Source organism: Bacteroides sp. AF39-11AC (assembly GCF_003474285.1).
GTDB lineage: Bacteria > Bacteroidota > Bacteroidia > Bacteroidales > Bacteroidaceae > Bacteroides.
Window position 1 is genome coordinate 260,875 of sequence record NZ_QROH01000002.1, and the last position, 12,680, is coordinate 273,554.

11 protein-coding genes are annotated in these 12,680 nt (G+C 35.3%); 2 read left to right on the forward strand and 9 right to left on the reverse strand.

Annotated elements, in window-relative coordinates:
- Positions 1 to 2: 2 nt before the first annotated feature.
- The 9 genes from DW036_RS03840 to DW036_RS03880 all read right to left on the reverse strand — a co-directional run bounded on the left by DW036_RS03840 (position 3) and on the right by DW036_RS03880 (position 10,633).
- Entirely contained in the window at positions 3 to 1,247 is a 1,245-nt protein-coding gene (locus DW036_RS03840) for an O-antigen polymerase (protein WP_158585939.1), read from the reverse strand.
- A gap of 40 nt (positions 1,248 to 1,287) precedes the next feature.
- Positions 1,288 to 1,842, reverse strand: a complete 555-nt coding sequence (locus DW036_RS03845; protein WP_118462017.1) for an acyltransferase — start codon at positions 1,840 to 1,842, stop codon at positions 1,288 to 1,290.
- 64 nt (positions 1,843 to 1,906) lie between these two features.
- Positions 1,907 to 2,950, reverse strand: a complete 1,044-nt coding sequence (locus DW036_RS03850) for a glycosyltransferase family 2 protein (RefSeq protein ID WP_118461427.1) — start codon at positions 2,948 to 2,950, stop codon at positions 1,907 to 1,909.
- Entirely contained in the window at positions 2,947 to 4,260 is a 1,314-nt protein-coding gene (locus DW036_RS03855) for a UDP-glucose/GDP-mannose dehydrogenase family protein (RefSeq protein WP_118461429.1), read from the reverse strand. Before DW036_RS03855 ends, DW036_RS03850 begins: the two co-directional genes overlap by 4 nt.
- A 20-nt stretch (positions 4,261 to 4,280) precedes the next feature.
- A complete protein-coding gene (locus DW036_RS03860; protein WP_118461431.1) occupies positions 4,281 to 5,333 on the reverse strand; it encodes an NAD-dependent epimerase in 1,053 nt (350 codons plus the stop codon).
- 149 nt (positions 5,334 to 5,482) lie between these two features.
- Positions 5,483 to 6,760 (reverse strand): oligosaccharide flippase family protein, encoded by a 1,278-nt coding sequence (locus DW036_RS03865; RefSeq protein ID WP_118461433.1) that lies wholly within the window; start codon positions 6,758 to 6,760, stop codon positions 5,483 to 5,485.
- A 109-nt stretch (positions 6,761 to 6,869) separates the two neighbouring features.
- Positions 6,870 to 7,337 (reverse strand): UpxZ family transcription anti-terminator antagonist, encoded by a 468-nt coding sequence (locus tag DW036_RS03870; protein WP_118461435.1) that lies wholly within the window; start codon positions 7,335 to 7,337, stop codon positions 6,870 to 6,872.
- A gap of 32 nt (positions 7,338 to 7,369) precedes the next feature.
- Positions 7,370 to 7,918: a UpxY family transcription antiterminator gene (locus DW036_RS03875; protein WP_115502495.1), complete on the reverse strand. Its 549-nt coding sequence runs from the start codon at positions 7,916 to 7,918 to the stop codon at positions 7,370 to 7,372.
- 558 nt (positions 7,919 to 8,476) lie between these two features.
- Positions 8,477 to 10,633, reverse strand: a complete 2,157-nt coding sequence (locus tag DW036_RS03880) for a glycoside hydrolase family 97 protein (protein WP_118461437.1) — start codon at positions 10,631 to 10,633, stop codon at positions 8,477 to 8,479.
- Positions 10,634 to 10,860: 227 nt separating this feature from the next.
- Here DW036_RS03880 and crcB point away from each other — a divergent pair, with 227 nt between their 5' ends.
- On the forward strand, positions 10,861 to 11,235 hold the full coding sequence (gene crcB / locus DW036_RS03885) for a fluoride efflux transporter CrcB (RefSeq protein WP_118461439.1): 375 nt from the start codon (positions 10,861 to 10,863) through the stop codon (positions 11,233 to 11,235).
- Positions 11,236 to 11,339: 104 nt separating this feature from the next.
- Positions 11,340 to 12,620 (forward strand): phosphopyruvate hydratase, encoded by a 1,281-nt coding sequence (eno, locus tag DW036_RS03890; RefSeq protein WP_007666300.1) that lies wholly within the window; start codon positions 11,340 to 11,342, stop codon positions 12,618 to 12,620.
- Positions 12,621 to 12,680: the final 60 nt, after the last annotated feature.

Below are 12,680 nucleotides of genomic sequence, written 5' to 3' on the forward strand. Positions count from 1 at the left end.
AATTAATTACAAATCACATTAGTTATCTTTTTGGGATAGAATGCACACCTCAAATACGCATACATAATAAAAGCAAATATGATAGATAAAATTACTCCACTACCAATCACAAATACTCCCATTAACATCAGATTAAGAAAGAAAAAATACAAATACATATCTTCTAAATATATAACTCTTTTAGTTACTCTCTTTTTCAAAAATAGAGGAAATAACAAAGCACACAAAATTGTAAAGAAAGGACCAAAATCAATATATAATGCTCCAACAAATGTAAAAAATCCAGTTCCATAACTTGCTCCCAACACATTTTGTTCTATTGACGTATCTTCCCCAGCTATAGAATATAAATATTTAAACATATACTTTCCATTTGCATAAGTATGCATAGGATAAACACCACTATTAAAAACCAAAAAAGATTGTCCAAAATAATCTACTAACGAAATGTTTTGCGAATATTCTTCAGGTAGTTTATCTGTTTCATCTCCAAATCGAGAAGCAGTAACAGAGAAAGAATATAGTAAAATCAAAAAAAGTAATACTCCAAATAAAAGCTTTATATGTCGTAACAAACTATTAGTGAATTTAGCCTTAAACAAATAAAAACAAACTATAATTGATAATATAAATTCGACCAATAATCCTCTTGAAGACATATAAAGCGCAAGAGAGAATCTTGTTGCTAGAATAGAGAGCCCAAAATAAAACAAAAAAGTTTTACTCACTTTCTGATATGCTAAAAAATAAAAAAATAGCAATATCATAAATGAGCTACTATAATTAGTAAAATTCATCATCAAGAAATCAATAGGAGAATAATATGGAATACTAACTCCTTCTTCATAAAGATTCTCTCTGACTTCATTCCATGCTCCTGATACTATATTCATAAAAACTTGAGGCAGTAATAACATCAAAACAACCACTGAAGACATTATATATATTACAGCAAGTAACTTCAGTTTATTCAAATTTCGTTCTTTTATCCTTAAACAAAGTTCATCAGTTGGCAATAAATAAGCCCTAAAAAAAAGTAGCAGAACTATATATAAATAAAGAAATGGAAAAAAAGTGATATCCCTCTGCCATAAAACATTAAGAAAATAATGACAAGGAATAGCCATTATTGCAACAAAAGAGTAAATCGATAATAATATAAAACCTATATCTATCACTCTACGCTTATAAAAATATATAATAGTAGTACTTAGATATAAAACAGCATTAAATATTACCAAATCCACAATAATAAGACTATAAATTTATAAATGCACCTTATCTAAATTAGTTAGATGTCCTCTTTAGTATTATATTATTCCCAACAACAGTACTATATGGAGGTACATCCTTCGTTATTACAGCGTTTGCTCCTATTATAGAATTACATCCTATTGTCACATTAGCTAAAATGCAAACTCCATCACCAATCCAAACATTATCTTCAATAACAATAGGGCCTTTTGAAAACAACTTTCTGTCAATAGGAGCCTGAAACAGATCTACATCACCTTCGCCATGTGCATGATCTATGATTAAAACTTGACTTCCCAACAATACATTATTACCTATTACAATCTTATTTACAGCTCCAATATGACATCTATAATTACATGACACATTATTACCAATGACTATTTGTGGAAAATAGCTATAACCTGCATATTTATCCCAGCACTCTATCCTAAGTCCAGGACATGCACTAAAATTATGTCCAATACAGATATAACGATGTCCTTTCACATGGAAAGGACATCCTATATTAAAATTATTACCAGATTTAATTTTAAGGGCAAATCTATTTGACAAGAAAATATCTTTTATTCTTTTCAAATAATACATCACTCGATAAGGAAAAATGCACAAAGAAAGAAAAGCTATGATCTTTATTATGAAAAAAGCAAACCTACGCATACTTTTTGATATTATATATTATATTATCCATTTTCAAAAATAATATTGCCTCAAATAAATACATCAGAATCTTTTTCATATTTTGCTTTTTAAAAGGTCGACATATCTTTTCCAAAATAGAGAATCTTATCCAAACTGCATATCCAAAATTTTGCTTCACAAAGCAGATAAACGAATATATATTTTCATCATTAGCGTTCAATAGTAATCGGGAGAAATGAAGTTCCAGCAAACCTAAAAAATTTTTCTTATAAAATCTATTGTGGATAGAAGTATTCAGTATTTTTATAGTCTTATCAAATAGATATAAAGTTGAAATACACTTTTCTTCTGAAACAAAATTTGTACACATATTATTTCTATTAGGTTCTACCCGATAAAAATAATCATAAGAATCATTATCGGCAAATTCATATTTGAGATTAGAAAATAACAAAGGAATTATAAAACTAAAATCAGTATATATTTTAACTTTTTCATCCCATAAGAAAGATAAAACACTTTTTTTTCTAAAAATCAAATTCCATACAGAAAAAGGATAATTAGCTCTTAAAAAATCGGCAATTACATCCCCTTTTTTAACTCCCCAAGACTTATCATTTGAGGAAAAAAGATTTTTATTATCAGGATCAGTAAATGATTTACCTCTAAATATAGCAAAATCAATATCTGCGTGATCTTCCATATATTTAGTTCTATCCTCTAAACATTTTTGGGATATTAAATCATCAGCATCAAAATGTATAACATATTTTCCGCTAGCAAGTTCAAATCCTATATTTCTACACACAACCGAACCTTTAGGTTCTCTATCTCTTACCACTATTTTTATTCTCTCATCTGTAATAATACTCTTTATATACTCCAGTGAACCATCCATAGATTTATCATCTACGATTATCAGTTCCCAATTTTGTAATGTTTGAGTTCTCATACACTCAACCATATCCAATAATTGTTGTCTCGTATTATAAGTTGGAATAATAACAGACACAATAGGCATATCTAATTGCTTTAACTTTTTTAGATCATTCATACACCAATACTAGAATAAGTCAAACCCAAGTTTATCAATTCCGCTTTATCATAAATATTTCGTCCATCAAACACTATTGCTGTTTTCATTGTTTTTATTATAACCTTCCAACTTGGCATTCTAAATTCTTTCCACTCCGTAATCAACATCAATGCATCTGCATCCAACACCGCATCATACATATCCGCAGCATAGGCAACCTTATCCCCTATTCTACGTTTACATTCATCCATCGCTATCGGATCATAAACCCTCACTTTAGCACCAGCCTCTATCAACCTATTAATCAAAACCAGTGCTGGGGCCTCTCTCATATCATCCGTTTCAGGCTTGAAAGCCACCCCCCATAAAGCAATCTGTTTATCTTTCAAATCCCCATTATAATGCTTCAACAACTTTTCAAAAAGAACCCCCTTTTGTCTCTCATTCACCTCTTCCACAGCTTTCAAAACACGCATTGAATAACCATTTTTCTCAGCTGTCTTTATCAAAGCTTTCACATCTTTCGGGAAACAAGAACCGCCATATCCACAACCTGAATACAGAAATTTACTACCAATGCGACTATCCGCCCCGATACCTTTACGAACCATATTCACATCAGCACCAACCAACTCACACAGATTCGCAATATCATTCATAAAACTAATTCGTGTAGCTAACATAGAATTAGCAGCATATTTTATCATCTCAGCACTTGGAATATCTGTAAATATCAAACGATAATTATTCATCATGAAGGGCTTGTAAAGCCGTTCCATTATACCTTTAGCCTTTTCCGATTCCACACCTACCACTACACGGTCAGGTTTCATAAAATCATCCACGGCATCACCTTCTTTCAAAAATTCAGGATTAGAAGCCACATCAAATTCTATCTGAATATTGCGTTCATCAAGTTCTTTTTGAATAGTAGATTTCACTTTTTGTGCAGTACCTACTGGAACTGTACTCTTAGTTACAACAAGTACATACTTATTCATATTACGACCAATAGTACGAGCTACCTCTAACACATATTTCAAATCAGCACTACCATCTTCATCAGGAGGAGTACCAACTGCACTGAACACAACCTCAACATCATCCAGACACTCCTCCAAATCCGTAGTAAATTTCAAACGACCAGCAGTATAATTACGATGTACCATATCTTCTAGACCTGGTTCATAAATAGGAATAACACCTTTCTTCAGATTCTCTATTTTACTTTCTTGTACATCCACACAAGTAACATCTATTCCCATCTCCGAGAAACAAGTACCTGTAACTAAACCAACATACCCAGTACCAACTATTGCTATTTTCATAATAATTTGCTGACTTTTAATTATAAATGATAAAAAGAACGATACCACTCTATCGTTTCCTTAACTCCTTCCTTGATTGCTTTATTAGGTTTAAATCCCAATTCGTTCTGCAAAGCAGTAGTATCTGCATTTGTCTGATAAACATCTCCCGGTTGCATCGGAAGATATATTTTCTCTGCAGGATGTCCGATAGCTTCTTCAATAGCCTGAATAAAGTCCATAAGTTTCACTGGATGAGAATTACCTATATTATATATTTTATATGGAGCAGTGGAAGAACTGGGATCAGGAATTTGACCACTCCAACTCGGATTAGAAGAAGGAATATGATCTATCACCCGAAGGACCCCTTCAACAATGTCGTCAATATAAGTAAAATCACGCAACATATCACCACTATTGAAAACCTTTATCGCCCGCCCGTGCAACATGGCATCGGCAAAAAGGAAAGGCGACATATCCGGACGTCCCCAAGGGCCATAAACAGTAAAAAAGCGCAAACCGGTAGAAGGAATACCATATAAATGACTATACGTATGAGCCATCAATTCATTTGTTTTTTTAGTTGCTGCATAAAGACTTACAGGATGTGCTATACTGTCCTTTTCCGAAAAAGGAACCTTTCCATTCAGCCCATAAACACTACTAGAACTGGCATAAACCAAATGTTTAACCTGATAATGACGGCAACCTTCTAACAGATTTAGAAAACCATCTATATTACTTTCTACATAGGCATACGGATTCTCTATTGAATAACGTACTCCAGCTTGAGCCGCTAAATTTACAACCTTATCAAAATACTCATTGGCAAAAAGCATTTGTAGAGCTTGTTTATCTTCCAAATTCATACGAATAAAATGGAAGTGTTCATATTTATCACTCCGCACAAATTTATACCAATCTATTTTCTCACATCTAATGCCTAAAGTTTTTAGACGCCCATATTTTAAATTAACATCATAATAAGCATTAATATTATCCAAACCTACCACTTCATCACCACGATCAAGCAAATACTTACAAACATAAGACCCTATGAATCCAGAAGCACCAGTAACCAATATTTTCATATACTTAAAAAAACGATATTATATCTCTATATATTTAAACAAAACCACCTATAATAACTAGTTATTAAACCAATCATCATATGAGTTTAAATATGATAAATATTTTAGTAATAAGACAGACACCACTCAATAATAAAAAATAAACATATTTATTTAGAACTCATTATTAAGCCTATTTTTCGATTTTGTGTATAATATAAATACAAAGCAAATAACTCAGTCAAGAGGTTTAATATGACAATTGTATATAAAGAAATAAAATCCAAAATATATATGCAAAATATTAATCCTACAAAAAAGAAACTATTAAATATCACTATTTTTGAATATGTATTTGAATACCCCCAAGCAACCAATCTACACCCTCCTAAAAAAATATTAATTCCTGCAATGATTGTTGAAATTAGCATTATTAATATTACTATAATGCCACTCCTTAAAACATTACCAAGTACAAAATTCATAATAGTAGGAGTAAGCAATATTATTATAGAGCAAAGTATTATATTTATAAAAAAAACAATTATCATCATTTTATTTACAAAAACAAGTTCCCTTTCACGAGAAACTTTAGGAAATATTGTCTGGTAAATGATAGATACAGGCATACGAACCAAAGAAACAATCTTTTCACAAAAATCATATATGGACACATCCTCCATTCCTAAAAAGCCACCAACTAAAAGCTTATTTATATTAGTATATATTTGAATAGATACAGAAGAAATAAATAAAGGGAAACCTTCTTTTACATAAAAAATCATAGCAGAATAAGAAGGAATTATGTATTTAAAACCCAGTTTTACAAAAACTATCCAAAACGATAATAAACCCGCTATTAAAGCCCCAATAGCATTTAACAAAGGGACATAGTAATAATCTATTTTTTCTTTTATTACAAAAAATATCAAGATTATAAATAAAGAGCGAACTAAAACATTTATAATAGTAATATATTTCATTCTCTCTAATCCCTGAAAAAGCCATACAGGAAATAATAGTTCATTAAATGTTATAAAAAAAGAGTAAAAATAGGCCCAATAGTATTGTGAAAAGAATTGTAATTTAGATATCAACAACAACCAACCCAACAAAAGAAAAAACCAAATAATAAATTTATTAGTGTAAATAGTAGAAATAATCCTATTTAACTCAACTTGGTCTTCTTTATACAGTGCAACCTGCCTTACACCATAAATATTAAATCCAAAATTTATTATTAAAGAAAGGTAAGTTGAAATGGACTGTGCAAAAACAACTACTCCATTTAATTCAAGTCCTACAACCCTTATTAGATAAGGATATGTAATCAAAGGAGAAAGCATAATAAATATTTGAAGTATTGCTAAATAAGAAAAATTTGTTAGCAAAATTCTATTATTAAATATTTTATATTTATACCTTTGAAAACATTTATATATATTCATTTGAGGTTAATTCTCTAAATATCGTTCAATACCAAACTAGAGAATCTAGTATATTAAATAAAAGCCTAAGACATGTAACAACAAAATATAATCCAAATTAATTCTCTTACTATTCTCGAAATTCAGCATATGGATTATCCTCTATTCCTTTCAGTTCATCAACAATTTCTTGTTGCTCACTAGTTAATGAAGGCATCCAACTATCTATAATTCTATGTGCTTCTTCCGCCAACTCGTTATCAAATGTCTCACCATAACAGCCCACCAACAATTGACATTTTAACAAAGAATCCGAAAGTTTGCCCAAAACCTCCCAACTACGATTCAACAGTTCCTGAATCTTTTCATCCTTATCTCCATGATTATAAATCGTAGCACTATAAGCTTTCAATAGGGTAATACAAAGAGTTGCTTCTTCCTCATCATTCCCAGTTTTCTCACCGTACAAAGCTTCCGCCTGACTATAAACCTCCGAATTTAGCTGATGAAAACGATCTGCATAGATAGGCTCACCATCCATGCCAAGATAAAGAAGCTCATGCGTGAGTTGACGCAAAGCATCGATTTGGGACTTCATATAATTATGAATTATAAATTAAAAACTATGAATTATTCTTCTGTTATAGGAACAATAAGAGAGGGATGAATAAAAGTTGTAGCAACCGCCATGACTCCCTGAATAGATACCACTACACGACGATCCCCCTTTACCCGGACAAATATACCCTCTACTCCCTCAAAAACACCACCAGTGATACGAACACGATCCCCTCTCTGCATGGAATATTCTGTAGGAGGCAAATAAATTACCTGCTGATCATACGAACCGGCAACAGCTATAAAATGGCGCATCTGAACTTCAGGAACAACGATAGGCTGCCTCGTTTCACGATCCATAATATAGCGAAGAGGAAGATGTATGGCATTTTCCTCCTTTATTTCATCTATCTTTTTTCGGGTAGCATGAATGAAGACCAGATTATGTATTGCAGGAACAAGCTTGCGAATCCGCTGCTCTTTCCGGGTTACATATTCATAGCGCATAGGAATGAAATTTTCAATATTATTCCGGTCCAGAAACTCTTTCAGAGCAAGCTCCCGGCTATAGGTGATACGCAAAGCGTACCAATATGTATCTTCGCTAATTGGCTTGTTCACTTCAGAAGTGTTCAGAAAAGGATATTCCTTGGGGACACCGGGGGAATGAAACCCCTTCCGGTTAAAACGTCAATTCGTGATATTGAATTTGATACGTTCAATGGCCAAAATCTGAATTCCCTATCGCAGGAAATACAAACAGGCGCTTTTGAAGAGTGAAAAATCTGTCCAAGCAGATAACACACAATTTTCAGCTTCTTATTTTACAGTAAACGAACAAATTAGCATAGAAAAGTTTCGTTAATCGTTCGTTCAGCGGGCACAAAGATAAGGGGGATTTTTGGAAGAACAAAATGTTTAATAAAAATAATTCTTACAGTGCCTGCTATTTAACTTTCAGACAGTTTCAAACCATACTGATAATTAGTCACTTACAAGGTCTTAATTTCTTGTCGGCAAGAAGTTAACTTCCTGTCGACAAACTCTTAACTTCTTGTCGACAGGCTATTAATAATAAACGCCCCGCAAGAACTATCTCTCTTGCGGGGCGCGTTACCTAATGCCTAATAAAAACTTCTTCCTACCCTAAATTATGAATATTTCTTAACTTAAGATTTTTCATTTCCACTTTTTCACAGCCTTCTTATCTGCCGGAGTAGCTTCAATCAAACTAAGAGCGAAACCACCACTGCGTGCCAACTTCACAGACATCTTAGTCTTATTGGTTACAAGACCTTTCTTTATCTGATAAGAGGTCGGATTCTCTTTGTAATCAGCATCCTTACCATCTGCATAGAGAGTAGCAACATATTGCTTACCCGGTTCCAGGAAATCCAAAGTAAAGTTGGAAGTACGTGCATTTTCATCAGTGATGCCACCTACAAACCAGTTGCTCGTGCCTTTAGCCTTGCGGGCTGCCGTAATATAATCACCCGGTTCCGCTTCCAAATATTTACTATCATCCCAATCCACAGCTACATCTTTGATGAACTGGAAAGCATCCATATGCTTCTCATAATTCTCAACCAAATCGGCAGCCATCTGCAACGGACTGTATAATGTTACATAAAGAGCCAACTGCTTACAGAGAGTAGTCTGTACCTGTCCATGAGGAAGGTCACCCATGAATTCCAATTTCGTATCAAAGATACCCGGAGTATAATCCATCGGACCGCCAATCAGACGATTAAACGGAAGTAAAGTAGTGTGGAACGGTTTACTGCCACCGAAAGCCTCATATTCCGTACCACGAGCAGACTCGTTACCAATCAGGTTAGGATAAGTACGGCAAAGTCCGGTAGGACGTACAGCTTCATGAGCATTTACACAAATCTTATAATCAGCAGCTTTAGTCACAGCATAGAGATAGTGGTTGTTCATCCACTGACCATAGTGATGTTCACCGCGAGGAATCATATTGCCTACATAGCCACTCTTTACTGCATTGTAACCGTTGTCTACCATAAACTGGTAAGCTTTATCCATATGACGTTCATAATTGCGTACGGAAGCAGAAGTTTCATGATGCATCATCAATTTCACACCTTTACTCTTAGCATATTCATTCAACATCTTCACATCAAAGTCAGGATACGGAGTTACAAAATCAAAAACATAATCTTTAGAGTGACCGAACCAGTCTTCCCATCCTTCGTTCCAACCTTCTACCAGTACTTGATCAAGTCCATTTTCAGCAGCAAAGTCTATATAACGTTTTACGTTCTCATTGGTAGCACCATGACGTCCGTTAGGTTTAGTTTTAGTATAATCCGTTTCACCCAATTTTACTGAAGGTAAATCATCGGTATAAGCCCAAGTGCTCTTACCGGCAATCATCTCCCACCATACACCTACATATTTCACTGGCTTAATCCAGGAAACATCTTCGTAAGCACAAGGCTCATTCAGATTCAGCGTCAGTTTAGAATTCAGGATATCACGAGCATCATCACTTACGATAACCGTACGCCATGGAGATTTGCAGGGAGCTTGCAGATATCCTTTATCCCCTTTTGCATCAGGAGTTAACCAAGATTCGAATACGAAGTTCTTATCATCCAGATTAAGATGCATACAAGAATAATCCACCAAGGCAGCTTCATGCAAATTAATATAAAGACCATCGGCAGTTTTCATCTGCAAGGAAGTTTGTACACCTGTCGGAGAGAAAGTAGTCTGTGAAGAGTTAGGAGTAATGGCACCTTTCATCAAACCACGGATTTCAGAAAGTTTAGATTCTGTATAATCATATTCCTGAGTATCATAATCACCCGGTATCCAGAAAGCAGTGTGGTCGCCTGCCATAGCAAACTGAGTATGCTCATCTTTAATAACAAAGTAATTCAGATTCTTAGATAAAGGAAATTCGTAACGGAAACCCAGCCCATCATCAAAAAGGCGGAAACGGATGATCATATTACGATCCTGAGCCTTCTGATTCAGTGTCACAACCATTTCATTATAATGATTGCGGATTTGCTTCACTTCCCCCCATACCGGCTCCCAAGTTTCATCAAAAGTAGAAGTCTTGGTGTCTGCCAGTGTAAATCCATTCATCAATCCCGGAGCATCTTTCAGTTCCAGACCAAGTTTAGAAGGTTTGATAACTGCTTTTCCTTTGTAGGAAAGTTCATAGATCGGTTCACCTTGTGCATTCACTGAAAAGTTCAGTTGCAGTTGTCCGTTTGGAGAGGTAATGCTCTCAGCCATTGTCCAATTACTCACAAATAAAAAGAGCAGAAGACAGAACAATTTAATTACTTTCATGTTTTTCATGATTTGAATTATTTTTAGAGAATTGTAATCGTGATGCAAATATAAGGATGAAAAGGAATGCGGACGAAGGAATAAAATGAAAATATAGATGAATTCCCGGCAAACGTTTGCATAAGACATTAAAGGACTGAATCTTAAAGAAAAAGCCTCTTTCTGAAAATATAGATGAAATATAAATACTAACTTTGCCGCGATCTTAGAAATAGTCCCATAAATCAATATAGAAAATGACTAAAACATTAATATTTATCTTTTTAGGCGGAGGTCTGGGAAGTGTACTTCGATTCTCTGTACAACAAATGTTGCACGAACGGATTATCCCCTACTCTTTTCCATGGGCGACATTTACAGTCAATATTCTCGGAAGTTTCCTTATCGGATTATTTTATGCGTGGTCGGCACGCTTCAATTTAGCAACAGAATACCGGGTACTGCTGACAACCGGTTTATGTGGAGGTTTCACCACATTCTCTACTTTTTCAAATGATGGAGTAATTCTATTAAAACAAGGATTATACGGATTATTCTTCACTTATTTTATATTAAGTATCACGTTAGGAGTAGCAGCAGCTATAGTTGGAGGAGTTATCGGAGGAAAATAAGAATTCAGTAACCGGTATCACTTACAAAACATGAATCTTTTACTGAACAAAAGCCGATTGTCCCTTGTTCTCTATTTAAAATAATTACAAATAATATCATAGTTATGAAAATAGAAAAGATTATCGGACGTGAAATCCTCGATTCAAGAGGAAACCCTACAGTGGAAGTAGATGTAATGTTGGAATCAGGCTTTATGGGCCGTGCTTCCGTTCCTTCCGGAGCTTCTACCGGAGAACACGAAGCATTGGAACTCCGTGATGGCGACAAAGGACGTTATGGAGGTAAAGGTGTGTTGAAAGCCGTAGAAAATATCAATAACATCATCGCTCCTCAGTTAGTTGGAATGTCTGCCCTCGACCAGATGGGTATCGATCATGCCATGCTGGCACTGGATGGAACCAAAACGAAATCTAACCTGGGTGCCAATGCTATTCTCGGTGTATCCCTTGCCGTAGCCAAAGCAGCAGCTGCCTATCTCGATATACCTCTGTACCGCTACATCGGTGGCACCAATACATACGTAATGCCTGTACCGATGATGAATATCATTAACGGTGGTTCACATAGTGACGCTCCTATTGCTTTTCAGGAATTCATGATACGCCCTGTGGGTGCAACTTCCTTCCGTGAAGGTCTGCGCATGGGTGCTGAAGTATTTCACGCATTGAAGAAAGTATTAAAAGACCGGGGACTGAGTACTGCCGTAGGTGACGAAGGTGGTTTCGCTCCGAATCTGGAAGGTACGGAAGATGCTCTGAACAGCATTATCGCTGCCATTAAAGCAGCCGGATATGAACCGGGCAAAGACGTCATGATCGCCATGGACTGTGCTTCCTCCGAATTCTATAAAGATGGCATCTACGATTATACCAAATTCGAAGGTGCAAAAGGCAAGAAACGTACAGCCGATGAACAGATTGACTATCTGGAACAACTCATCAACCAATTTCCTATCGACTCTATCGAGGACGGTATGAGTGAAAATGACTGGGAAGGCTGGAAGAAACTTACCGACCGTATCGGTAACCGCTGTCAACTCGTAGGTGACGACCTCTTCGTTACTAACGTTGACTTCCTGGCTATGGGTATTGAAAAAGGTTGTGCAAACTCTATCCTGATCAAAGTAAATCAGATCGGCTCCCTGACCGAAACATTGAATGCCATTGAAATGGCTCACCGCCACGGATATACTACTGTAACCTCCCATCGTTCCGGTGAAACGGAAGATGCTACGATTGCCGATATTGCCGTTGCTACCAATAGCGGGCAAATTAAAACCGGTTCGTTAAGCCGTTCAGACCGTATGGCAAAATATAACCAGTTACTCCGCATCGAAGAAGAACTGGGTGCTAATGCTGTTTATGGCTACAAGCGCATCAAATAAATTGCAAGAGGGGCGAACCATCACGGTCTGCCCCTCTTCTTCTTTAACCTTAAAATCACC

What these genes read in the sequence shown, in the direction of transcription:
- DW036_RS03845 (WP_118462017.1), bottom strand. Translation starts at nt 1,842, where the DNA reads ATGTATTATTTGAAAAGAATAAAAGATATTTTCTTGTCAAATAGATTT.
- DW036_RS03850 (WP_118461427.1), bottom strand. Translation starts at nt 2,950, where the DNA reads ATGAATGATCTAAAAAAGTTAAAGCAATTAGATATGCCTATTGTGTCT.
- DW036_RS03855 (WP_118461429.1), bottom strand. Translation starts at nt 4,260, where the DNA reads ATGAAAATAGCAATAGTTGGTACTGGGTATGTTGGTTTAGTTACAGGT.
- DW036_RS03860 (WP_118461431.1), bottom strand. Translation starts at nt 5,333, where the DNA reads ATGAAAATATTGGTTACTGGTGCTTCTGGATTCATAGGGTCTTATGTT.
- DW036_RS03865 (WP_118461433.1), bottom strand. Translation starts at nt 6,760, where the DNA reads ATGAATATATATAAATGTTTTCAAAGGTATAAATATAAAATATTTAAT.
- DW036_RS03870 (WP_118461435.1), bottom strand. Translation starts at nt 7,337, where the DNA reads ATGAAGTCCCAAATCGATGCTTTGCGTCAACTCACGCATGAGCTTCTT.
- DW036_RS03880 (WP_118461437.1), bottom strand. Translation starts at nt 10,633, where the DNA reads ATGAAAAACATGAAAGTAATTAAATTGTTCTGTCTTCTGCTCTTTTTA.
- crcB (WP_118461439.1), top strand. Translation starts at nt 10,861, where the DNA reads ATGACTAAAACATTAATATTTATCTTTTTAGGCGGAGGTCTGGGAAGT.
- eno (WP_007666300.1), top strand. Translation starts at nt 11,340, where the DNA reads ATGAAAATAGAAAAGATTATCGGACGTGAAATCCTCGATTCAAGAGGA.